The organism is Bacillus sp. 0909A (genome assembly GCF_036765115.1).
Taxonomy (GTDB): Bacteria; Bacillota; Bacilli; order Bacillales; family Bacillaceae; genus Bacillus; species Bacillus mojavensis.
The window spans coordinates 281,930-306,002 of the sequence record NZ_JBAIZU010000003.1 but is presented as its reverse complement, the minus strand read 5'-3'; the positions used below and the strand labels follow the sequence as shown (position 1 = coordinate 306,002).

Below are 24,073 nucleotides of genomic sequence, written 5' to 3'. Positions count from 1 at the left end.
TCAGAATATGACATCTACCTTTATGGGTCTTGAAACTGCAAGGCGGGCGTTAAGCGCTCAGCAAGCAGCGTTAAGCACTACTGCAAATAACGTGGCAAATGCCAATACTGATGGTTATACAAGACAGCGAGTCTCATTAGAGGCAACGGACTATTTCCCTGCTGTATCAAAAAATGCAGAAAAAACTGCGGGACAAATGGGAACAGGTGTACAAGGCAAGTCAGTTGAGAGAATTAGAGATATCTTTCTTGACTACCAGTACCGCCTTCAAAACAACAGTTCTGGATATTATGACACGAAGGCTAAAGCCCTGTCCCAAATGGAAGGGATTATGAATGAGACTGGTGGCAGCGGATTAAACAGTGTGCTAAATTCATTTTGGAATTCTCTGCAAGAACTATCCAATAATGCAAATGAGGACAGTGCGCGTTCTGTTGTCTCTCAAAAAGGACAGGCTGTTGCTGATACATTTAATCATATTTCTGAGTCCCTTACAAAAGTTCAATCAAATTTAAAAGCAGAACTAGATACTAGTGTACTAGATGTTAATTCACTGCTATCTCAATTAAACAGTCTCAATAAGCAAATTGCACAGGTAGAACCAGTCGGTCTACTTCCGAATGGTTTATACGATCAACGTGATTTGCTGATTGATAAATTATCTTCAATTGTTGATGTCAAAGTGAGCTACAACAAATCAGGCGGGAATGCGCTTGCTTCTTCGGAAGGAACAGTATCGATCGAAATCCTGGATAAAAATAAACAGTCACTTGGAACTGTTCTGGACGGAAAAAATTATGAGGTTTCAGAGCTGAAAGCTAACTATGATAATGAAACGGGCTTAGTGACAAGTATTTCAATTGGAGACACTGCTGTTCAAGCTGAGTCGTTCAGCAGCAATGGATCACTGTTAGGGTTTATACAGTCTTATGGATATGTCACGGCAGACGGCAAAGAAAAGGGCATATACCCAGAGATGCTTTCTGATCTTGATCATATGGCGCTCGAATTTGCAAAAGCTTTCAATAAAGTACACCGAAATGGTCTGACAGAGAGCGGTGAAAAAGGCGGGGACTTTTTTGATTTTACCGGAGGTGAAACTGAGCCGGCAAAAGGCGCAGCAGGTAAGATTAAAGTCACTGACAGCATAAAAGATTCAAAAGGCGCGAATATCGCTTTCTCACTTACCGGAGCAGCAAACGATAATTCAAACGCAACGAATTTAGCAAATGTGTTAACCGGGGACATCACTATTAACGGAAAAGAAACGAGTGTGCTAGATTATTATGCTGGTCTCATTGGCGAGTTGGGGATCAAAGCTCAAGAGGCGAATCGGCTGGCATCTAATACAGAAACACAGCTGAATGATGCAGACATAAACCGTCAGCAAATGAGCGCAGTTTCTTTAGACGAAGAAATGACCAATATGATTCAATTCCAACACGCATACAATGCTGCTGCAAGAATGGTGACTTTACAAGACGAAATACTCGACAAAGTGATCAATGGCATGGGTGTCGGAGGAAGGTAGGTAGATCAAATGAGAGTAACACAAGGCATGATTCAGCAAAACTCATTGAGATATATCGGTTCAAGCTACTCAAAGCTGGATAAACTTCAATCACAGATTTCTTCCGGAAAAAAAATCTCAAAAGCTTCCGATGATCCAGTAGTAGCTATGAAAAGCTTAAAGTACAATACGCAATTATCTCAAGTTCAGCAATACCAAAGTAATGCTTCTCAAGCCTTTACTTGGCTTGAAAACACAGAAACAAACATTACTGAAGGAATTGACATTATGTCAAAGGTCAGAGAGTTAGCTGTTCAAGCTCAGAATGACACAAATGGTGAAGCAGAATTGCAAGCAATTGGTGTAGAAGTAAAACAATTAAAAGAGCAGCTTTTAAATATTGCTAATACACAAGTGAACGGCAGATATATCTTCAATGGCACTAATTCAGATACACCCCCAGTTAAAGACAACGGCGACGGAACTTATACGATTTCTGATACCGCTGACGTTATTGTCAATATATCGGATCATATGTCATTAAAGGTGAACTCAGATCCGAAGGCAGCCTTTGGCGGTACTTCTGGAAGCGGACAAAATGTGTTTGAAATGCTTAATTCATTTGAGAAAGCACTTAATTCAGGCTCTTTGGACGATGTGGACAGCGTTTTAGATGATATTGATCAATTTTCTGACGGTATGAGTGCAGAACGATCTGATATTGGAGCGAGATATAATCGTCTTGAACTGATTAATACAAGACTTTCAGCTCAAGAAGAAACAGCTACAAAAGTGTTGTCAGACAATGAAGATGTAGAACTGGAAGAAATAATAACTGAATTTATTGCGCAGCAAAGCGTGCACAGGGCTACTCTGGCTGTAAATGCGCAAATTGTTCAGCCTACATTGATCGACTTTTTAAAGTAAGCGGCTCTCAGGAGTTCGCTTTTTTTATAGTTTAGGAGGTAGAGTGATGCAAATTCCCAGATTGATTATGCATAGTGTTCAAGGGAAAATTGGTTTAACAACGACGCCTGCCAGCTTAAAAATGGAGCAGCCGCAAGCCGACTTGGAAATTGAACAGCCAAGCGCGGAAATGGAAATATCGGTGACCCCGGGAAAACTCACGATTGACCAGACGCAAGCATGGGAAGAATTAGACAGAAAGCATATATCCAAAAGAATCGAAGAAGCCGCCCAACAAGGGCATGAAGATGTAATGGATGGTATAGCCCGTACTGCAGAAGAAGGTGACGAGCTTATGAGAATTGAAAATAAGGGGAACCCCATCGCTTCACAAGCAAAAAGGAACTCTGAGATGCACCAAATTCAATTAGGCGAACATTATGCCCCTTCTCTATCAAGAGTGAAAATACAATATACTCCGTCACAGCTTAATGTTCAGATTACACCGCGAAAGCCTGTTATTCAGGCTGAACCGCATAAGCCGATTGTTGAATATATGCCGGGAAACGTTAAGGTTGACATGCTCCAATACCCTGATTTAAATATAGATGTAGAATACCCGGAAAAATCACTAGAAAAGTAAAAAGAAAAGGATCGTGAACAATGATCATTCATACTAAGTACCATGGCCAAATGAACGTGAAAGAAGAACAAATCATTCTTTTTGAAAACGGGATTCCAGGTTTTGTTGAAGAAAAACAGTTCGTCATTCTTCCGCTTTCAGAAGACTCTCCATTCGTGGCGCTGCAGTCCGTCACTTCAGAGAATCTTGCGTTCATCGTTGTAAGTCCGTTTATCTTTTTTAAGAATTATGAATTTGACCTTGATGAATCAACTGCTGAACTTTTGGATATCGATAATATTGAAGACGTAGAAGTCATGACATTATTGACCATGGAAGAGCCATTCGAAAAAACTACTGCTAATTTATTGGCTCCTATTATTGTGAATCGCAAGAACATGCTGGCTAAGCAAGTCGTTTTACACGACTCCCCATATACGACAAAGCATCCGATTGGAGGAGAATCATGCTAGTTTTATCGCGGAAAATAAACGAAGCGATTCAAATAGGTGCTGATATTGAAGTAAAAGTGATTGCGGTTGAGGGTGACCAAGTGAAAATTGGAATTGAAGCCCCAAAGCATATTGATATTCACAGGAAAGAAATTTACTTGACCATTCAGGAAGAAAATAACCGTGCGGCAGCGTTATCCAGCGATGTGATCTCCGCATTATCCTCACAAAAAAAGTGAGGATTTTTTTTATTTATGTATTAACAAAATCAGAGACGATCCGATATTAATGATGTAGCCGGGAGGAGACGCAAACACTCCGCCAGTTACAAAAAAACAAGGCACAAGGACGTGCCTTAACAACATATTCAGGGAGGAACAAAACAATGAGAATTAACCACAATATCGCAGCACTTAACACACTAAACCGTTTGTCTTCAAACAACGGTGCTAGCCAAAAGAACATGGAGAAGCTTTCTTCTGGTCTTCGTATCAACCGTGCAGGAGATGACGCAGCAGGTCTTGCGATCTCTGAAAAAATGAGAGGACAAATCAGAGGTCTTGAAATGGCTTCTAAAAACTCTCAAGACGGAATCTCTCTTATCCAAACAGCTGAGGGTGCATTGACTGAAACTCACTCTATCCTTCAACGTGTTCGTGAGCTTGCAGTACAAGCAAACAATACTGGTACTCAAGACGCTACTGACTTAGGTGCTATCCAAGAAGAGATCGGTTCCCTACTTGAAGAAGTTGGTGGCATGACAGGTGGAAGTAAAGGTATCTCTGACAGAACTGAATTTAACGGTAAGAAGCTTCTTAATGGCGACTTTGCTACTGACAAATTAACATTCCAAATTGGTGCAAATGCAGGGCAACAACTTGCAGTTAATATCGGCGACATGAGTGCAACTGGACTAGGAATTGACGGTATCAATGTTACTGCATTCAAAGATGATGCAGCAGCATTTGACACACAACTTGGTTTAATTGATACTGCTATTAACAATGTTTCAACTCAACGTTCAAAACTAGGTGCGGTACAAAACCGTCTTGAGCATACAATCAACAACTTAGGCGCTTCTGGTGAAAACTTGACAGCTGCTGAGTCTCGTATCCGTGACGTTGACATGGCTAAAGAGATGAGCGAGTTCACAAAGAACAACATTCTTTCTCAAGCTTCTCAAGCGATGCTTGCTCAAGCGAACCAACAGCCTCAAAACGTACTTCAATTGTTACGTTAATTTTGAAAAAGACCTTGGCGTTTGCCGGGGTCTTTTTTTATATTCCTAACTCCATATCTTTCCCCTTACTGTCTATAACCCGTGATATAATAATCGGATTCTCCACTAACCTATAAAAGTATTCCCTAACAAGAATTCTAAAACAGATGAGTTTTTTTCCATAAATATGTGTAATCTTATCTCGACTTAGTCGATATAAACGATAGATTGGGACATAGGGGATGATCAATTGAATATTGAAAGGCTCACTACGTTACAACCCGTTTGGGATCGTTACGATACTCAAATACATAATCAGAAAGATCATGAGAGTGAGGTTCCTGTTCATCAAGTTTCATATACCAATCTTGCTGAAATGGTAGGGGAAATGAACAAGCTTTTGGAACCGTCGCAAGTTCACCTGAAGTTTGAGCTCCATGAGAAGTTAAATGAATACTATGTAAAAGTAATAGAGGACTCTACAAATGAAGTCATCCGTGAAATTCCGCCGAAACGGTGGCTTGATTTTTATGCGGCTATGACTGAATTTCTTGGGTTATTTGTAGATGAAAAAAAGTAGATGAGGAGTGGTTTGAAATGGTCACGAGAATAACAGGTCTGGCGTCAGGAATGGATATAGATGATATCGTATCAAAGCTGATGCAAACAGAAAGAGCGCCGCTTGATAAGCTGACACAAAAAAAGCAGACGCTAGAATGGCAGCGTGACAGCTATCGTGAAGTCAACTCAAAAATAAAAGAACTACAAGATTATATGTCTAAAAATACGTTGACATATCCGAGCACGTATCAGAGCAAAACTGTGACCAGTTCTAATGAGTCTGTGTTAACTGCTACAGGAAGCGCAAGTGCGCCAAACTCTTCTTCTACTGTTGAAGTAGCGAGTTTGGCAACTGCAGCAACGTATAAGGCAAATAATTATACTGGATACACACAAGGCGATTATAATTTGGCATTTAACGTTGTGGCGCCTGGCGAGACAACGGCAAAAACAGTGAACATCAGTGTGACGAGCGCCGATACGATTGATAATGTGATTTCTAAACTTAACAGCTCAGATCTAGGTGTTTCAGCATTTAAAGATAAAATATGGAATGGTACAGAGTATGTAGAAACGATTGCGTTTTCTTCTAAAGCAACAGGTGCAGGAGGAAGCATACAGGCAGCAGACTCTGCTACATCCGACTTTATGTCCGGTCAGCTTGGTTTTTCGTTAGACGCTGATAATAAGCTCACTGCTTACAAAGAAGGAACAAATGCAAAGGTCACAATTAATGGCTTTGAAATGGAGAAGCTGACAAACAACTTTACGGTTAATAGCGTTACCTACTCGATCAAAAATACAACTGCAGCCACAGGCCCTGTTACCACATCTGTTTCTACTGATGTAGACGGGATTTATAACCAAATTAAAGAGTTTGTAGATAAATACAATGAATTGGTTGACAGCCTGAATGAAAAGCTTCAGGAAGAAAAATACAGAGATTATACTCCGCTGACGAGTGAACAAAAAGAAGCAATGTCTGATAAAGAGGTAGAACTCTGGGAGAAGAAGGCAAAAAGCGGTTTGCTGAGAAATGATTCCAGCATCAGCACCGGCACGAACCAAATGCGGACTGATTTTTATACTCAAGTTAATGCGGATGGGAAAACTTATCAATTAACTGAATTTGGCATCACAACCTCAAGTGCTTATCAATTACGGGGCCATTTAGAGATTAATGAAGACAAACTGAAAGCAAAAATACAAGAAGATCCACAAAGTGTTGCCGCCTTATTTACAAACGGAACGAACAACAGTGCCTATAGTGATAAAGGGATTATGAAACGTATCGGCGACACACTGAAAAGTACAGTGAAAAGCATTGAAGCAAAAGCCGGCAACTCGACAATGGGAACCAATGACTACTCAATCGGTAAAAATTTAAACACGATCAGCACTGATATCACCAAAATGCAGGACCGATTGAATACCATAGAAAACCGTTATTATAAAAAATTCAGTGCAATGGATTCTGCGATTCAAAAAATGAATGAACAAGCGTCCTATTTATCACAGCTTCTTGTACAATAAATGTAATTTGGAGGATGACACTATGGCGATCCAAAATCCTTATGCAGCTTATCAGCAAAGTTCAGTGAATACCGCTACGCCCGGTGAACTGACGCTTATGCTGTATAATGGCTGTTTGAAATTTATAAAACTTGCATGCCAGGCCATTGAGAATAATGATATAGAACGTAAAAATGAAAATCTGATTAAAGCGCAAAATATCATTCAGGAATTAAATGGCACGCTTAACCGCAACATAGAGCTTTCCGGTTCAATGGGTGCGATGTACGATTATATTTACCGAAGACTGGTAGAGGCAAATATAAAAAGTGACAAAAGCATACTGGAAGAAGTTGAGGGGTATGTGACAGATTTTCGAGATGCATGGAAACAGGCCATTCAAATCGAACGAAAGGACCGGCATGGGTCAGGCGGAATTGCATGAAACAAATAGATCAATTATCAATTGAAACGAAAAGTATGCTGTCACATATACAGAACACACCAGAGAGCGATGAACTTTTAAAGCAAATTGAGGACTTTGTGGCAAAACGGAATGAACTCATTGAGGACATCTCTTTGCCGCTCTCGGAAGAAGAAAAGAAGCAAATGAAACTTGTGCTGACATGGGATCAGCTTATTGTGAAGGAAATGGAAAGGGTAAAGCAGTCAATCGCAGCAGAACTTCAGCAGGTGAAAAGAAAACGCGCGATGCATACGACGTATTTAAATCCTTATAACAACATCACAATTGACGGCAGATATTATGACAAGCGTAAATAGGTGAGTGCCTTGAAGAGCATTGAAGATTATACGCTTTTATCAGCTTATTATCATCTTCTTTTTACAATTGAGGAAGGGCTGTGCTATTTGATAGAGGCGGAACAGAATTTATCAAAAACAGAAGGGGATCGGATCTATCAAGATCTGATCCAAGCCTTTTTTTATTTGGATTCCACCCATTCAACTCTTCTTTTCGTGATGAACACGCGGTGCGCAGAAGTATGCGTTAAGGCTTTTGACGAGATCTTTGCAGAATTTGATCAATTGGTTTCTTTCTCATTCCCCTCTCATGAATTTTGCGAGTATTTAAAAGGACATTTTCTGAATCATTATAGGAAATGGATGCTGTCCATTCATCGATGTATGGAGCCCTTTGTGATCAATTGACTTTGTCTAAGGCATTTTTTCTTATTATCAGCATATACATATACCTCCCGTCACCATAGGAGCATCAGCATAAATCGGCACAATTCGACAGAGTTCACTGAATTTTCACAAAAGGTTTACGTTTCAGCAGGAATTGTAAAGGGTAAAAGAGAAATAGATACATATCCTTAATAAAAGGGAGGCGTTCTTTGATGAACTATAACATCAGAGGAGAAAATATTGAGGTGACATCCGCGTTAAAGGATCATGTCGAGAAGAAGATCGGCAAGCTGGAGCGTTATTTTGAGCAAAGTGTAAATGCCGATGTGAACGTCAACTTGAAGTTTTACAATGACAAGGAGTCTAAGGTTGAGGTTACGATTCCAATGACAGATCTGGCGCTTCGCTCTGAAGTGCATAACGAGGATATGTACAATGCAATTGATCTCGCTACAAACAAGCTGGAACGTCAAATCCGTAAGCATAAAACAAAAGTAAACCGCAAATTCCGTGAGCAGGGTCTTCCGAAATCTGCATTGGCAAACGGCCTCGGCTCTGATACAGATATAGCGGTTCAGGACGAAATAGAAGAAGATGAAAGCTTAGAAATCGTCCGTCAGAAGCGCTTTAATTTAAAGCCGATGGATAATGAAGAAGCAATCCTACAAATGAATATGCTTGGCCATAATTTCTTTGTTTTCACAAATGCGGAAACAAACCTTACAAACGTCGTGTATCGCAGAAATGACGGGAAATATGGCCTGATTGAACCGACTGAATAATGAAGAGCAGCCTTCCGTGATTTTCGCGGAAGGTTTTTGTTTTTTCTTATTTGCAAATTCTTTGGAAATAAGAGAAGGTATGATATGATAATGAGAGGTATACATGGACTAGTAAATTATTTATACATGCTTGTCAAAGAGGCATGTGATGATAGAGGAGCGTTATAAATGCTTGGAATTTTAAATAAAATGTTTGATCCAACAAAACGTACGCTGAATAGATACGAAAAAATTGCTAACGATATTGATGCGATTCGGGGAGACTATGAAAATCTCTCTGATGATGCGCTAAAAAATAAAACAATTGAATTTAAAGAGCGTCTTGAAAAAGGGGCGACAACTGATGATCTTCTTGTTGAAGCATTCGCAGTTGTTCGGGAAGCTTCTCGCCGCGTAACCGGCATGTTCCCGTTTAAAGTCCAGCTTATGGGGGGCGTTGCTCTTCATGACGGAAATATCGCGGAAATGAAAACAGGGGAAGGTAAAACATTAACGTCTACTCTACCTGTTTATTTAAATGCCTTATCTGGAAAAGGCGTGCACGTCGTGACAGTCAATGAATACTTGGCGAGCCGTGACGCAGAGCAAATGGGGAAAATTTTTGAGTTTCTCGGCTTAACTGTCGGACTGAATTTGAACTCGATGTCAAAAGATGAAAAACGGGAAGCTTATGCGGCTGACATCACTTATTCTACAAACAACGAGCTCGGCTTCGACTATTTGCGTGACAACATGGTTCTTTATAAAGAGCAAATGGTGCAGCGTCCGCTTCATTTTGCGGTAATTGATGAAGTCGATTCTATTTTGATTGATGAAGCGAGAACACCGCTTATCATTTCAGGACAAGCTGCAAAATCGACAAAACTGTACGTACAGGCAAATGCTTTTGTACTCACGTTAAAAGCAGAGAAAGACTATACGTATGATGTGAAAACAAAAGGTGTACAGCTCACTGAAGAAGGAATGACAAAGGCTGAAAAAGCATTCGGCATCGACAACCTGTTTGATGTGAAAAATGTGGCGCTCAACCACCATATCAACCAGTCCTTAAAAGCGCACGTTGCCATGCAGAAGGACGTTGATTACGTAGTAGAAGACGGTCAGGTTGTCATCGTTGACTCCTTCACGGGACGTTTAATGAAAGGCCGCCGCTACAGCGAAGGGCTTCACCAGGCGATCGAAGCGAAGGAAGGGCTTGAAATTCAAAATGAGAGCATGACCTTGGCGACGATTACGTTCCAAAACTACTTCCGGATGTATGAAAAGCTTGCCGGTATGACAGGTACGGCTAAAACAGAGGAAGAGGAATTCCGTAACATCTACAACATGCAGGTTGTGACGATTCCGACAAATCAGCCGGTTGTTCGTGATGACCGTCCTGATTTAATTTACCGTTCAATGGAAGGGAAGTTTAAAGCAGTCGCAGAAGATGTTGCCCAGCGTTATATGACAGGACAGCCTGTTCTTGTCGGTACAGTTGCGGTCGAAACGTCTGAATTGATTTCAAAGCTGCTCAAAAACAAAGGTATCCCGCATCAGGTATTAAACGCCAAAAACCATGAACGAGAAGCGCAAATCATTGAAGAGGCCGGCCAAAAAGGCGCTGTGACGATTGCGACAAACATGGCGGGCCGCGGAACAGACATTAAGCTTGGCGAAGGAGTAAAAGAGCTTGGCGGACTTGCCGTTGTCGGAACGGAACGCCATGAATCACGCCGGATTGATAATCAGCTACGAGGACGTTCAGGACGTCAGGGAGATCCGGGGATCACGCAATTTTATCTTTCTATGGAAGATGAATTGATGCGCAGATTTGGTGCTGAGCGAACAATGGCAATGCTTGACCGCTTTGGTATGGATGACTCCACTCCGATTCAAAGCAAAATGGTATCCCGCGCGGTTGAATCATCCCAAAAACGTGTTGAAGGAAATAACTTCGATTCGCGTAAACAGCTTCTGCAATATGATGATGTTCTCCGCCAGCAGCGTGAGGTTATCTATAAGCAGCGTTTCGAAGTCATCGACTCTGAAAACCTGCGTGAAATCGTAGAAAATATGATCAAGTCTTCTCTCGAGCGGGCAATTGCGGCCTATACGCCTAGAGAAGAGCTTCCTGAGGAATGGAAGCTTGACGGTCTTGTTGAGCTTGTTAACACGGCTTACCTTGACGAAGGCGCGCTTGAAAAGAGCGACATCTTCGGCAAAGAGCCGGATGAAATGCTTGAGCTGATTATGGATCGCATCAAGACCAAATATAATGACAAAGAAGAAAAATTCGGCGAAGAACAAATGCGAGAATTCGAGAAAGTGATCGTGCTTCGCGCCGTCGATTCAAAATGGATGGATCATATCGACGCAATGGATCAGCTACGCCAAGGGATTCACCTTCGTGCTTACGCGCAAACAAATCCGTTGCGTGAGTATCAAATGGAAGGCTTTGCGATGTTTGAGCATATGATTGAATCCATCGAAGACGAGGTTGCCAAATTTGTGATGAAGGCTGAGATTGAAAATAATCTGGAGCGTGAAGAGGTTGTACAAGGCCAAACCACGGCTCATCAGCCGCAAGAAGGCGATGAAAACAAAAAAGCAAAGAAAGCGCCGGTTCGTAAAGTGGTTGATATCGGCCGAAATGCGCCATGCCACTGCGGAAGCGGAAAAAAATATAAAAATTGCTGCGGCCGGACTGAATAGTTCGTTCGGGCAAGCTTGCTGACCGCGGCGCCTTGAGCGCCCGCGGATCTTTTAATGAGGTGAATGGAATGGAATTATCAGAAATTAGAGTTGAGCTCGAAAATATGGCTTCTCGTTTAGCGGACTTTAGGGGGTCTCTTTGACCTCGAATCAAAGGAGACCCGCATTGCTGAGCTAGATGAGCAAATGGCTGATCCGGAATTCTGGAATAATCAGCAGAAAGCCCAAACGGTCATTAATGAAGCAAATGGTTTAAAGGATTATGTCAATTCCTATAAAAAATTGAATGAATCCCATGAAGAACTGCAAATGACTCATGACCTTCTGAAAGAAGAGCCGGATCAAGATCTCCAGCTTGAGCTTGAGAAAGAGTTAAAGGCATTAACGAAGGAGTTCAATGAGTTTGAGCTTCAGCTTCTTCTCAGTGAGCCGTATGATAAAAACAATGCAATTTTGGAGCTGCATCCGGGTGCAGGCGGTACTGAGTCACAGGATTGGGGCTCTATGCTTCTCAGAATGTACACCAGATGGGCTGAGCGCCGCGGCTTTAAAGTAGAAACGCTCGATTACCTTCCTGGTGATGAAGCCGGTATTAAGTCAGTCACATTACTGATTAAAGGGCACAACGCTTATGGATATATCAAGGCGGAAAAAGGCGTCCATCGTCTCGTGCGGATTTCTCCGTTTGACTCATCAGGCCGCCGTCACACTTCATTCGTATCTTGTGAAGTTATGCCTGAATTCAACGATGAGATTGATATTGATATCCGTACAGAGGATATTAAAGTTGATACGTACCGTGCAAGCGGAGCAGGCGGACAGCACGTCAACACGACAGACTCAGCAGTTCGGATTACTCACTTGCCGACAAACGTGGTTGTGACATGTCAAACAGAACGTTCCCAAATTAAAAACCGTGAAAGAGCAATGAAAATGCTGAAGGCAAAGCTGTATCAGCGCAGGATTGAAGAACAGCAGGCAGAGCTGGATGAGATTCGCGGTGAGCAAAAAGAGATCGGCTGGGGCAGCCAAATCCGCTCTTACGTTTTCCATCCGTATTCCATGGTAAAAGACCATCGGACCAATACAGAAATGGGTAACGTTCAAGCCGTAATGGACGGAGATATTGACGTATTTATTGACGCATACCTGCGTTCTAAACTTTCATAAGCGGGAAACACACCTGGTGTCTGCAGGTGTGTTTTTTTATTGCCTGCATATCCTTGCTTTCGCTGCTGCTTTAGCATATTACCACTGTATTTGGGTGTTATTTACATCTGATCGGGGAAGGATTAAAATGCTATCGGAGAGCATAGGAAGAAACGGAGGAAGGTTGTAATGATAGATGTACGGAATAAAAGTCTTCGGGTTATACGGGATTATGTATACATACTGATAGGGGCAGCAATTACAGCAGTGTCCTTTAATGTATTTCTGCTTCCAAACAAAATAGCCGCAGGCGGTGTCAGCGGGATCAGTACGATTTTACAGTCATATGGTTTTGAAGCGGCCTATGTCCAGTGGATCATTAATATTCCCTTATTTATTGCCGGTATCATTTTGCTTGGCGGTAAATTTGGACTCAAGACACTTGCGGGTTCTGTCTTTTTGCCGCTTGTCGTGTTTTTGACGAGAGATATTCAGCCGGCTACACATCATGAGCTTCTGGCGGCGATTTTTGGCGGCGTCGGCATCGGGATTGGAATCGGCATTGTGTACTTAGGCAAAGGATCGACGGGAGGAACGGCATTAGCCGCTCAAATCATTCATAAATACACGGGTCTCTCATTAGGGACGTGTCTCGCGATCATTGACGGTTTAATTGTTGTTACGGCGATGATCGTATTTAATATAGAGCAGGGACTGTATGCCATGCTTGGGGTGTATGTATCAAGTAAAACCATTGATGTCGTCCAAGTCGGCTTCAACCGCTCTAAAATGGCGCTTATCATTACAAAACAGGAACAGGCCGTAAAGGAAGCTGTTTTTAAAAAAATTGACAGAGGCGTTACAAAAATTTCTGCAGTCGGCGGATATACTGACGACGAACGACCAATTTTAATGTGCGTGGTTGGCCAAACTGAATTCACGAAATTGAAACAAATCGTCAAACAGATTGATGAGACTGCTTTTGTGATTGTAGCAGATGCAAGCGAGGTGCTGGGCGAGGGTTTCAAACGCGCTTAAACGAGGTTATAATATGGAAGAGATCGTAAAGGAGTTGTGCTTCTCAACATGAAATCAAAACTATCGATACTAATGCTTGTATTTGCTATTTCAGCCCTGCTGGCTGCCTGCGGTTCTAACGATGCAAAAGAAAAGAAGACAGACAACAGCAGCAAAACAGAAGCCTCTGCTTCTGAAGGGGAAGAATTATATCAGCAGAGCTGTGTAGGCTGCCATGGCAAGGATTTAGAAGGTGTGTCAGGACCTAATCTCCAAGAGGTTGGGGGCAAATACGACGAAGAAAAAATTGAAAGCATTATCCAAAACGGACGGGGCAATATGCCGAAGGGGCTTGTAGATGATAAGGAAGCCGCTTCTATTGCAAAATGGCTCTCAGAGAAAAAGTAATATCAGAAAATCTTTGCCGCGACTTGGGCAAGGATTTTTTTATGCCGAAATAATGATGAATGAAAAGAAACTGTAATAGTATTATGTCTAAATTTGACGTATAATGAAGTGTGTTGAAAATCAAACTTTCAGATTTTTCATCTTTTTACAAATGAATGGGTCATAAACTGTCGAATGCTTTCGAAGAGTATGACCGTGCGACATAAAATGATATAAAAGATTAGGTGATTTCATGATAGAAATGAAAGAAGTATACAAAGCCTATCCGAACGGTGTAAAGGCGCTAAACGGGATTTCAGTTACTATTCATCCCGGAGAGTTTGTTTATGTTGTCGGACCGAGCGGAGCGGGTAAATCTACTTTTATTAAAATGATATACAGAGAAGAAAAGCCGACAAAAGGGCAAATTTTACTCAATCATAAAGATCTCGCTTCGGTTAAAGAAAAAGAGATTCCTTTCGTGCGGCGTAAAATAGGTGTAGTCTTCCAGGACTTCAAGCTTCTCCCGAAACTGACGGTGTTTGAGAATGTGGCTTTTGCCCTTGAAGTGATTGGAGAACAGCAGTCTGTCATTAAAAAACGGGTGCTTGAAGTGCTTGATTTGGTGCAGCTGAAGCATAAAGCGAGACAATTCCCTGACCAGCTTTCAGGCGGGGAGCAGCAGCGTGTCTCTATAGCCAGATCAATTGTGAACAGCCCTGATGTTGTCATTGCTGATGAACCTACGGGAAACCTTGATCCTGATACGTCTTGGGAAGTCATGAAGACGCTGGAGGAGATTAATAACCGCGGAACAACAGTCGTAATGGCGACACATAATAAAGAAATCGTAAACACCATTAAGAAACGTGTCATTGCAATCGAAGATGGTATCATTGTGCGTGATGAGTCAAGAGGGGAGTATGGTTCTTATGATTAAAATTCTCGGGCGCCATTTGCGTGAGAGTTTTAAATCTCTCGGGAGAAACACATGGATGACGTTCGCATCCATTAGTGCAGTAACCGTTACGCTGATTTTAGTCGGCGTGTTTTTAGTAATTATGCTGAATTTAAATAACATGGCTACGAATGCTGAAAAAGAAGTCGAAATCAAGGTATTGGTTGATCTGACTGCAGATAAGAAGGCACAGGACAAGCTGCAGGATGAGATAAAAGACCTGAACGGCATTCAAAGTGTCACTTTTTCATCTAAAGAAAAAGAGCTTGACCAGTTAGTTGACAGTTTTGGAGACAGCGGAAAATCCCTGACGATGCAGGATCAGGAAAACCCGCTGAATGACGCGTTTGTCGTGAAAACGACCGACCCGCATGATACGCCAAGTGTCGCGAAAAAGATTGAAAAAATGGATCATGTTTATAAAGTTACTTACGGAAAAGAAGAGGTCAGCCGTTTGTTTAAAGTAGTCGGCGTTTCCCGCAACATCGGAATCGCGTTAATTATCGGCCTATTGTTTACGGCGATGTTCTTAATTTCCAACACCATCAAAATTACGATTTTTGCAAGAAGAAAAGAAATTGAAATCATGAAGCTTGTTGGTGCGACGAACTGGTTTATCCGCTGGCCGTTTTTCCTTGAAGGATTGCTGCTGGGTGTATTCGGTTCAGTCATTCCGATCGCGCTTGTATTGAGCACTTATCAATATGTTATCGGATGGGTCGTTCCGAAGGTTCAAGGCTCATTTGTCTCTCTTCTTCCATATAATCCGTTTGTATTCCAAGTCTCGCTTGTATTGATTGCAATCGGCGCAGTGATTGGAGTATGGGGAAGCCTGACTTCCATCCGCAAGTTTTTGCGAGTATAAACACAAAAAAGCCATCCCGGTTGCGGGACGGCTTTTTCTTTTGCCTTCTTTTTCTTCTATGATTACATGAAATCTCCATCCCTTACATATACTATCTCTAGGTTTTGCAAAGACAGTCTGGCATACAGGAGGAGTAAAGGATGAATCAAAAAATAATCGCTGTGATAGCGGCTGGGAGCATGCTGTTCGGAGGCGCCGGCGTTTATGCGGGAATGAACCTGCTTGAAGCCGAAAAGCCCGAAGCCGCAGCTGTTGCCGCAACGGCTCAAGCTGACTCTGATCGGGCTGCAGCTATGGATAAAATTGAAAAAGCATATGATTTGATTTCGAATGAATATGTCGAAAAGGTTGATAGAGAAAAGCTGCTTGAAGGAGCCATTCAAGGAATGCTGTCTACATTAAACGATCCTTATTCCGTCTATATGGACAAGCAGACGGCAAAGCAATTTTCTGATTCTCTTGATTCCTCTTTCGAAGGCATCGGGGCTGAGGTTGGAGTGGAAGAAGGCAAAATCATTATTGTGTCGCCATTTAAACAATCTCCTGCGGAAAAAGCCGGGCTGAAGCCGAATGATGAAATTATCAGTATTGATGGAGAATCGATGGCGGGCAAGGATTTAAATGACGCTGTCTTAAAAATAAGAGGAAAGAAAGGTTCCAGCGTGTCAATAAAGATTCAGCGGCCCGGGACGAAGAAGCAATTGTCATTCCGCATTAAGAGAGCTGAAATTCCCCTTGAAACAGTGTTTGCTTCAGAGAAAAAAGTGCAGGGGCATTCTGTCGGGTATATCGCCATTTCTACTTTTTCTGAGCATACTGCGGAGGATTTTGCAAAAGCGTTGGGCAAGCTCGAGAAAAAAGGGATTGAAGGCCTCGTGCTGGATGTTCGAGGAAACCCGGGCGGATATCTTCAAAGTGTTGAAGAGATTCTTAAGCATTTCATTACAAAGGATCAGCCTTACATTCAGATTGCTGAACGCAATGGAGATAGAAAACGTTATTTTTCAACATTGACCCATAAAAAAACATACCCTGTCAATGTCATCACAGATAAGGGGAGCGCCTCTGCATCTGAAATTCTTGCAGGCGCATTAAAAGAAGCGGGGCATTATGATGTTGTAGGTGACACGTCTTTCGGAAAGGGAACTGTTCAACAAGCTGTACCGATGGGAGACGGCAGCAATATTAAGTTGACGCTTTACAAGTGGCTGACGCCGAATGGGAACTGGATTCATAAAAAGGGTGTTAAGCCGACCATTGCAATTAAACAGCCTGATTATTTCTCCGCAGGTCCATTGCAGCTCAAGGAGCCTCTTAAAGCAGATATGAACAATGAAGATGTGAAACATGCGCAGGTTTTACTGAAAGGACTCGGTTTTGATCCAAGTCGGGAAGACGGCTATTTCAGCAAAGAAATGAAAAAAGCGGTCTTGGCCTTTCAGGATCAAAACAAGCTCGCTAAAACAGGTGTGATTGACAATCGCACGGCGAAGAAAATAAATCATTTAATTGAAATGAAAAAATCAGATGAAGAAAATGATTTGCAGCTTCAAACAGCGCTTAAATCATTATTTGTTAATTAAAGGAGATGGTGTTCCATCTCCTGTTTCTTTATGCTTAGTGAATAAATAATCTAAAAGTCACATAAAAATTGAGTTTTTGACAAGATATTAAAAAATTTTTCACAAATAAACATTTATAAAGGACCGGGATTACCCGATATCAATATATGAGAGAGACTTTCTAACGAGAAAATATGCATTTAAAATGAAACTTTTGCAAGTTGCCTAGTCTTTGTTTACTTCATACAATATAAGAAGGTTCTAAAAAGAACAGTAATCAGGTTTATGGCAGCTGAACTACAGGTATTTAAAGAACGTTAGCGAGAATGCTTGTTAGCACTCCAGTACTGCTGCTTATACTGGCCCGTGCTTATCTGTACAAAGAAAATGGGGGTTCACAATTGAAGAGGGCAAGTATTGTGCGTGAAAAAAAATATTATGAATTAGTGGAACAATTAAAAGACAGAACACAAGACGTAACATTTTCAGCTACAAAAGCACTAAGTCTTCTTATGCTGTTTAGCAGGTATCTAGTGAATTACACAAATGTTGAATCGGTCAATGACATTAATGAAGAATGTGCCAAGCATTATTTTAATTACTTAATGAAAAATCATAAACGATTAGGAATTAATCTGACAGATATAAAGAGGTCGATGCACCTGATCAGCGGGTTATTGGACGTGGATGTAAACCATTATTTAAAGGATTTTTCACTATCGAATGTCACGCTGTGGATGACGCAAGAGAGATAAACCCTCCTGAGGATATCCAAGCCATGTAATATTTGATAGAATATGAGTAACATGTTTGGCTTGAGGCGGTGAAAGATAGTGTCTGTTCAATGGGGATTTGAACTGTTAAAAAGTGCGGGCCTGTTCTTTTTGCACCCGCTATTCTGGTTTTTTGTCATTGTAAGTCTGGCTTTCGGATATGTGAGGATCAAACGTGAACGAAAAACCTTTCATACCAGAATAGCAGATATTTATGATGAACTGAAATTTACATATACAAAAGGGTTAATCCCTGGTATCCTTTTGTCTATTGTTTTAGGGGTACTCGGAATTTCGATTCCTCTCGGTATACTTGCAATTATTGCCGTTATGACTGCAGCGGCAGCGCTCACTCTTCGCGCAAACTGGATGTCTGCTGCATATATCGTCAGTGTGAGTATACTGATAGGTTTTGGACTGCAAGTGAATCAGGCTGAACCTTTTCTAGATCGGTTTCCGCAGGGCTTTGCAGTCATGTGGCCAGCCCTGGCGGTGTTTTTGGGCTTACTGGTTATCGCTGAAGGAGCGGTTGCATATCGTTCCGCCCATGTGAAAACATCACCGGGATTGGTCGTCAGCAGCCGTGGTTTGCCGATCGGTCAGCAGCTTGCAAACCGTATATGGCTTTTGCCGCTGTTTATTCTTGTACCTGGCAATGGATTAGAATCACACCTTAGCTGGTGGCCTGTGTTTTCCGTTCCCGGAGGGTCATTCCATTTTCTATGGATACCTTACTTTGTCGGATTCGGCCAAAGGGTGCAGGGTTCCCTTCCTGAAACCAGTATAAGAATCACAGCGAAGCGAGTCTGTATTCTCGGGCTTATCATCTCCGCTCTCGGTGCTGCGAGTTTGCTGTGGACGCCGCTTGCGGGTGCAGCAGTCTGTGCGGCTGTATTAGGACGTATTTTTCTGTCCGTGAAGCAAAGGTTAAACGACAATGCAGCCCCGTTTTATTTCTCCAAGCGTGATCAAGGCTTAATGGTGCTTGGTATTATACCAAATACACCAGCTGAAGACTTGGAATTAAAAATCGGGGAAATTATTACGAAGGTCAACGGCGTGCCCGTGAAGCACGTATCTGATTTTTATGAAGCGCTCCAGCGCAACCGTGCGTATGTGAAGCTTGAAATTATCGGACTGAACGGGGAGATTCGCTTTGATCAGCGTGCGTCTTACGAGGGAGAACATCATGAATTGGGCATTCTGTTCGTAAAGGATGACCGTGAAGGTGAGGCAGCCGCTTTGCCTGGATCATAAAAAACAGCCCGGCACCACATGTTTGTGTGGCGCCGGGCTGTTTTGTTTTACGCTGAATTTTGCTCCATGCGTGCCGTTTCGTCAGATTTGATGCCTAACGAGACAAAAACACCAATGACGGATACCGCGAAAAGAATAATAAATAATGTGTGATACCCAGAAATCAGGCCAATTAAGGCTGACGAAATAATGCTTCCGAAGTAACGGAAGGTCGAGAAAATGCCGGAAGCCACTCCGGACATCGCGGGCTCCACTGTGGCAAGGGATGATACCTGCATGCTGGTCAGTCCGACTCCGGATGCAAGCCCTCCGAGAATAAGTGAGATCATCAGGAAGGAAACGGAATGGGAGCTGCTCAAGAGCAAAAATAACAAATTGGCTCCGGCCATCATCGCAAATGAGAGAAATATGATTTTTTTCGCACCCCATTTCTGATGGAGCTGAGCGCCTGCCCAATTGCTCGCCGACATAAATATCGAAAAGACAGAAAGCGCCATGCCGCTGTTAGACGTATTAAGCCCAAACTGGTTTGTCATGAATAAGGGCATAATCAATAAGACGGCATACATCATTAGATTGCTTAACAAGACGGATAGATTGGCATTTGTAAAGGTTGAGCTTTTAAACAGCGCAAAATCAATGATTGGGTGCTGTGTGCGCTTTTCCCGTCTGAAAAAAAGCGGGACAAAAAGCAGTATCAATATGCTGTATAATGCATAGCCCCATGAAGACTCATTTTTCGTCAGAAGGATAATTGAAACGATGCTGCCTGCCAGCAAGAGAGAGCCGATGATATCCAGCGGCGCCTCTGATTTGTTTTCTTTATATTGAGGAAACATGGTCAATGCTGTAAATAAAGCAATAGCGAGAAACGGGATGTTGACCCAAAAAATCGAATGCCAGCTGAAGCTGTCAATCAAAAGAGAGCCGATAAACGGCCCGAGAGCGGCGCCGAGTCCTGCGCCGAGTCCGAAATAGCCGAACACTTTCGGAAGGCGTTTCTCTGATACAACGTGCCGGATAATGGCAATGCTGTTTGGCGTGAGCAGTGCCCCGCCAACAGCCTGCAAAGCCCGAAATACAATTAATAAAAACAGGCTCGGCGATAGAGCGCAGCCTAATGAGGCAATCAGAAATAGGCCGACGCCCCATAAATACATGGTTTTGTTGCCATACATGTCACCGAGTTTTCCAGCTATCGGCTGTGTGACGGCCATGACGATTAAATAAACAGTAACCACCCAAGTGATGCTTGCGATGGATTCATTATACGTATGTGATATAGATGAAAGCGCAACTGCGATCATCGTTGAGTTAATGGGAACCAGGATGGCCCCCAATAAAAGAGAGACGATCAGCGCCCATTCTTTTTTTGAGCTCATTGGGATCCTCCTTTTGTTTTGCCAAGGAGCTAACGGGCAGTAATTCCTTTGACGAATATAGCTGTACTGTGCTCCAGCATTTTTTCCTGGGGCGTTCTAATTACTCTGTCGCCTAAATGAAGACGGTGTACAAAGTAACCGAAAATCATCGAAATAAATACATCGGCATGTTCAGCTTCATCTCCTGTCTGGATAGCCCCTTTCTCACCCATGCTTGTGAGATAATCAACCAAAAGCTGTTTCATAGATTGGGGATATTCAGTCACATGGTTGATGACATCCTGAAACATGGCGGGTTCACGAAAGCTGATTTTAATTAAATCTTTTCTTTGTTCAAGCTCCTCCAGCAGACAGGTTCCGATATGCAGCAGGTCTTTGTATAAATCACCTTCTGTTTGCTCAAAGATGCGATTTCTATTTGCTGAATGCTGAGAAAGCAGAGCCTCGACAAGCCCCTGTTTGTTTTTAAAATTCCTGAAAATCGTCGCTTCACTTACGTTTGCTTTTTCTGCAATTTCTTTTGTCGTCGTTGCATGATATCCTTTTTTGACGAGCAGCTGCATGGCAGCATCAAGGATTCTGCGATTTGTCGGTCTCAATACGTTTCACCTCACGAATATACTGGCAGGACAAGTATACACCTGCCCCGCTTGTATAATAAAGAGGGAGGGCGCATCAGGATCGGCTGACAACTGTGATTTTGCCGCTGTTTCCGTCTACAGTGACGATGTCTCCATCTCGAAGCCTTTCTGTCGCTGCACGTGTGCCGAGAACAGCGGGAATGCCGTATTCGCGTGCGATAATCGCTGCGTGAGACAAGATTCCTCCTGTGTCTGTAATAATGGCTTTGGCATCTTGAAACAGGCTGGTCCATAGTGGTGTCGTCATTTTGCAAACCAGGATGTCTCCAGGTGTGAATTGAGAAAACTCACTGGCATCCCGAATCACTTTCACCGGCCCTGTTGCGATACCGCTTGATGCTGCAACTCCAAAAATATCATTCTCTGTGTTTTTTTCATCTTCTATGACTGCACCGACAATTTCTTCAGCCGCTTTCAGCTGCGCTTTTGTCGGTGTACCGAGATAAGCAGGCGCCTGTGCCAGCTCATACTCGTGAAACATTTGTCTCCGTTTTTCAGCCTTCTCTTGAAGGGATACGGGATGAAGGAGCGCATTTTCCACCTCGTCATCATATAAGAACCAAAGGTCTTCTCGATCTTGAATCACACCGCTTTCTGCCAGCAATTCTCCTACCTTTAGCAAAAAGACTCTCGCCTTGGCATCCAGCATAGCGTCAATGTAAAAATGATGATCATCCTTAATATTGGACGAATTCAGCGTCCATTGATAATAACGTTCAAATTCTTTCTGCAAAGCGGGATCCTCAATGCTTTGGAAGAATTCATTGTACAACTTCTCACGTTTTTTAATGGTTTTCTTAAATTCGTTGTCAAAATGATAGCCATTGCGGACGTAGTTTTGAATATGAGTCAATGCGTAAAATGGATTCTCTGCCCATGTTTGTTCAATGAGGTCGTGGCTTTTTACAGATCTCCACCCGTATTCCTGTAAAAATTCATTGACTTTTTGCAGGAATTCTCTTCCCTCATCAGTTTGTTCCAATTTCTCCTGCAAATGTTCCGGCTGGGCATGCTCAAAAAGGGCTGTCAAAATCGGGTTTTCTCGAACTTCAACGGAGAATTGCCATAGGCGGCGGTCTGTTTCCAGAGATTTGTTCATGACTCCTGTCAGCATCTCATAGAAATGTGAGTTTTCAGTTTCACCCTGAATGTTTTGATACATAGCTTGCAGTTTGTTCGTCAGAAGAATTTGCGGGAAAACGATATTGAAGTGTTCCTCATAGGCCGTGAGATAAAAGGCCTTCAGTTTTTTAAAGGCATCCAGCGCACTTTCCGGAGTGTGTTCCGTTTGTGCGAGTTGGTCCAATGTCCGGTAAAACGGAAGGTACGTGTTATGAATGATATCGTACATGCGCTCGGACAATATCGGAAAAAGCTCTTCGGCACTGTCCTCAGGAGGCAGTTGTTGTTCGCCTTGATTTTTTGAATAAATATGTCCACGATACACTTTTACTTCATCGACGATGACACCGATTGGGAACTGCCGCATACTTTTCTTTAAGCCATATTCAAGTGCGGGCACAATAAAAGATGAAAATAACGGACTGACCGGGCCTTCGATGTTGGACTCCATATTGAGCCAAAAATCATCCATATCCTCGTCGGTGATCATGAAGTTCCGTTCTTCCTCAGCCGCTTTTTTATCCTGTTCAATGGTGGTAATTGGCCGCGCCTGCAAAAGGTATAGTTTATGATCGGCGATTCCGAATTCTAAATCGACAGGATATCCGTAAAGAGCTTCGGTTTTTTTGGTGATTTCAGTCAGTTCAATCACCTGTTCATCTGTAAGGCAAAAACGGCTGCGCATGTCTTCGCTCGTTTCTTTTTCGGCAATGCCTTCTGCTGCAGACTCCATGTAGATCTCTTTTAAACCCATTTCTTTCTGAATCTCAAATGAACCTTTATGAACGATATACGTGTCAGGGGTGACGCTTCCTGATACAACAGCTTCCCCCAGGCCGTAGCTGGCGCTGATTAATAACTCTCTATCATCATGGGTAACAGGATTTTGGCTGAAAATTACACCCGATATGTCCGAATTGATCAGGCCCTGCACCACTACACCCATTAACGGCTCTGCGATTTGATTGTTCATTTTTTTCTTATAGCGGCTGACTCTGCCTGAGAAAAAGGAGGCCCAGCATTCTTTCACCTTAGCCAGATATTCTTCTTCTGTTTTTATATTTAAATAGGTTTCGTATTGACCGGCGAATGAAGCGCCCTCTAAATCTTCTGAGGCTGATGAAGAGCGGACGGCCACGGAACGATATGATTCTCTCAGCTCGTAAAAGGAGCTCGTCAGCTCGTTCTTTAGCTCATCTGAAAATGTTCCGGCAATAATGGCATTTTCGATATTTTCGCTTGAATCATGAAGCTGATTATCCTCCATAAAACGGGCGAGAGCGTTCGTTTGAATAATAAACCCATCCGGAACAGGAAGTCCGTGTTTGGTCAGTTTAATGAGATTCATGCCTTTAGCTCCAGCTAGCTGACTGGATTCTTCAGCTTGGCGAAATAACACAGAGTACATGTTTAAAACCCCTCTTTCCTTGGTATTTTTCTCTCTATTTTTCTTTTTCGGAGCCAATGTTCAAAAATGATAGTGAACACTATCAATCAATTGTAGGTTTAAAGGAAAATGCTGTCAAACGCAAAAAGCCCTAAATAAAATGAAT

At 42.5% G+C, this 24,073-nt stretch carries 24 protein-coding genes; 21 read left to right on the top strand and 3 right to left on the bottom strand.

Annotated features, from left to right (window positions below):
* Positions 1-7: 7 nt before the first annotated feature.
* From flgK to V6D42_RS11660, 21 genes are all read left to right on the top strand, one after another.
* Entirely contained in the window at positions 8-1,531 is a 1,524-nt protein-coding gene (flgK, locus tag V6D42_RS11760; RefSeq protein ID WP_333513338.1) for a flagellar hook-associated protein FlgK, read from the top strand.
* 9 nt (positions 1,532-1,540) lie between these two features.
* The gene (gene flgL, locus V6D42_RS11755; RefSeq protein ID WP_333513337.1) at positions 1,541-2,437 is read left to right on the top strand and encodes a flagellar hook-associated protein FlgL; all 897 of its coding nucleotides are present in this window, start codon (positions 1,541-1,543) and stop codon (positions 2,435-2,437) included.
* A gap of 46 nt (positions 2,438-2,483) precedes the next feature.
* Entirely contained in the window at positions 2,484-3,059 is a 576-nt protein-coding gene (locus V6D42_RS11750; RefSeq protein WP_333513336.1) for a DUF6470 family protein, read from the top strand.
* 20 nt (positions 3,060-3,079) lie between these two features.
* Positions 3,080-3,511: a flagellar assembly protein FliW gene (gene fliW, locus V6D42_RS11745; RefSeq protein ID WP_095712914.1), complete on the top strand. Its 432-nt coding sequence runs from the start codon at positions 3,080-3,082 to the stop codon at positions 3,509-3,511.
* Positions 3,505-3,729: a carbon storage regulator CsrA gene (gene csrA, locus V6D42_RS11740; protein WP_010332059.1), complete on the top strand. Its 225-nt coding sequence runs from the start codon at positions 3,505-3,507 to the stop codon at positions 3,727-3,729. Before fliW ends, csrA begins: the two co-directional genes overlap by 7 nt.
* 146 nt (positions 3,730-3,875) lie before the next feature.
* Positions 3,876-4,730, top strand: a complete 855-nt coding sequence (gene hag, locus V6D42_RS11735) for a flagellin Hag (protein ID WP_333513335.1) — start codon at positions 3,876-3,878, stop codon at positions 4,728-4,730.
* A 229-nt stretch (positions 4,731-4,959) separates the two neighbouring features.
* On the top strand, positions 4,960-5,289 hold the full coding sequence (gene flaG / locus V6D42_RS11730) for a flagellar protein FlaG (protein ID WP_019715875.1): 330 nt from the start codon (positions 4,960-4,962) through the stop codon (positions 5,287-5,289).
* A gap of 17 nt (positions 5,290-5,306) precedes the next feature.
* Positions 5,307-6,803 carry a flagellar hook-associated protein 2 gene (locus tag V6D42_RS11725; RefSeq protein WP_333513334.1) on the top strand — a complete coding sequence of 499 codons (1,497 nt, stop codon included), beginning with the start codon at positions 5,307-5,309 and terminating at the stop codon, positions 6,801-6,803.
* A 22-nt stretch (positions 6,804-6,825) separates the two neighbouring features.
* Complete coding sequence (fliS, locus tag V6D42_RS11720) at positions 6,826-7,227, top strand: flagellar export chaperone FliS (RefSeq protein ID WP_010332055.1); 402 nt, start codon at positions 6,826-6,828, stop codon at positions 7,225-7,227.
* Entirely contained in the window at positions 7,224-7,565 is a 342-nt protein-coding gene (locus tag V6D42_RS11715) for a flagellar protein FliT (RefSeq protein WP_333513333.1), read from the top strand. The genes fliS and V6D42_RS11715 overlap by 4 nt, the downstream gene beginning before the upstream one ends.
* A 9-nt stretch (positions 7,566-7,574) precedes the next feature.
* Positions 7,575-7,952, top strand: a complete 378-nt coding sequence (locus V6D42_RS11710; protein WP_010332053.1) for a hypothetical protein — start codon at positions 7,575-7,577, stop codon at positions 7,950-7,952.
* A 191-nt stretch (positions 7,953-8,143) separates the two neighbouring features.
* Complete coding sequence (gene hpf, locus V6D42_RS11705) at positions 8,144-8,713, top strand: ribosome hibernation-promoting factor, HPF/YfiA family (RefSeq protein ID WP_010332052.1); 570 nt, start codon at positions 8,144-8,146, stop codon at positions 8,711-8,713.
* Positions 8,714-8,881: 168 nt separating this feature from the next.
* Positions 8,882-11,407: a preprotein translocase subunit SecA gene (gene secA / locus V6D42_RS11700; RefSeq protein ID WP_333513332.1), complete on the top strand. Its 2,526-nt coding sequence runs from the start codon at positions 8,882-8,884 to the stop codon at positions 11,405-11,407.
* A 68-nt stretch (positions 11,408-11,475) separates the two neighbouring features.
* A protein-coding gene (prfB, locus tag V6D42_RS11695) for a peptide chain release factor 2 (RefSeq protein WP_333513331.1) occupies positions 11,476-12,577 on the top strand; the annotation gives its coding sequence in 2 pieces (ribosomal slippage) (positions 11,476-11,547 and positions 11,549-12,577; 1,101 coding nt in all).
* Positions 12,578-12,748: 171 nt separating this feature from the next.
* Positions 12,749-13,594, top strand: a complete 846-nt coding sequence (locus V6D42_RS11690; protein ID WP_024123009.1) for a YitT family protein — start codon at positions 12,749-12,751, stop codon at positions 13,592-13,594.
* Between the two features lie 48 nt (positions 13,595-13,642).
* Positions 13,643-13,981 (top strand): cytochrome c551, encoded by a 339-nt coding sequence (gene cccB / locus V6D42_RS11685; protein WP_333513330.1) that lies wholly within the window; start codon positions 13,643-13,645, stop codon positions 13,979-13,981.
* Between the two features lie 232 nt (positions 13,982-14,213).
* Positions 14,214-14,900, top strand: coding sequence for a cell division ATP-binding protein FtsE (ftsE, locus tag V6D42_RS11680; protein ID WP_333513329.1), 687 nt, complete (start codon positions 14,214-14,216; stop codon positions 14,898-14,900).
* Positions 14,893-15,783 carry a permease-like cell division protein FtsX gene (gene ftsX, locus V6D42_RS11675; RefSeq protein WP_010332046.1) on the top strand — a complete coding sequence of 297 codons (891 nt, stop codon included), beginning with the start codon at positions 14,893-14,895 and terminating at the stop codon, positions 15,781-15,783. The genes ftsE and ftsX overlap by 8 nt, the downstream gene beginning before the upstream one ends.
* Before the next feature lie 140 nt (positions 15,784-15,923).
* Positions 15,924-17,366: a carboxy-terminal processing protease CtpB gene (gene ctpB / locus V6D42_RS11670; RefSeq protein WP_010332045.1), complete on the top strand. Its 1,443-nt coding sequence runs from the start codon at positions 15,924-15,926 to the stop codon at positions 17,364-17,366.
* A 380-nt stretch (positions 17,367-17,746) separates the two neighbouring features.
* On the top strand, positions 17,747-18,100 hold the full coding sequence (gene swrA / locus V6D42_RS11665; RefSeq protein WP_015251121.1) for a swarming motility protein SwrAA: 354 nt from the start codon (positions 17,747-17,749) through the stop codon (positions 18,098-18,100).
* 78 nt (positions 18,101-18,178) lie between these two features.
* Positions 18,179-19,375 (top strand): S1C family serine protease, encoded by a 1,197-nt coding sequence (locus V6D42_RS11660; protein WP_326203411.1) that lies wholly within the window; start codon positions 18,179-18,181, stop codon positions 19,373-19,375.
* A gap of 47 nt (positions 19,376-19,422) precedes the next feature.
* On the opposite strand, the gene V6D42_RS11655 is transcribed toward V6D42_RS11660, so the two are convergent.
* From V6D42_RS11655 to V6D42_RS11645, 3 genes are all read right to left on the bottom strand, one after another.
* Positions 19,423-20,757, bottom strand: a complete 1,335-nt coding sequence (locus V6D42_RS11655) for an MFS transporter (RefSeq protein WP_268447069.1) — start codon at positions 20,755-20,757, stop codon at positions 19,423-19,425.
* 29 nt (positions 20,758-20,786) lie between these two features.
* Positions 20,787-21,356: a TetR/AcrR family transcriptional regulator gene (locus V6D42_RS11650; protein WP_010332042.1), complete on the bottom strand. Its 570-nt coding sequence runs from the start codon at positions 21,354-21,356 to the stop codon at positions 20,787-20,789.
* A 76-nt stretch (positions 21,357-21,432) separates the two neighbouring features.
* Positions 21,433-23,928, bottom strand: coding sequence for a PEP/pyruvate-binding domain-containing protein (locus V6D42_RS11645; protein WP_333513328.1), 2,496 nt, complete (start codon positions 23,926-23,928; stop codon positions 21,433-21,435).
* Positions 23,929-24,073 lie beyond the last annotated feature (145 nt).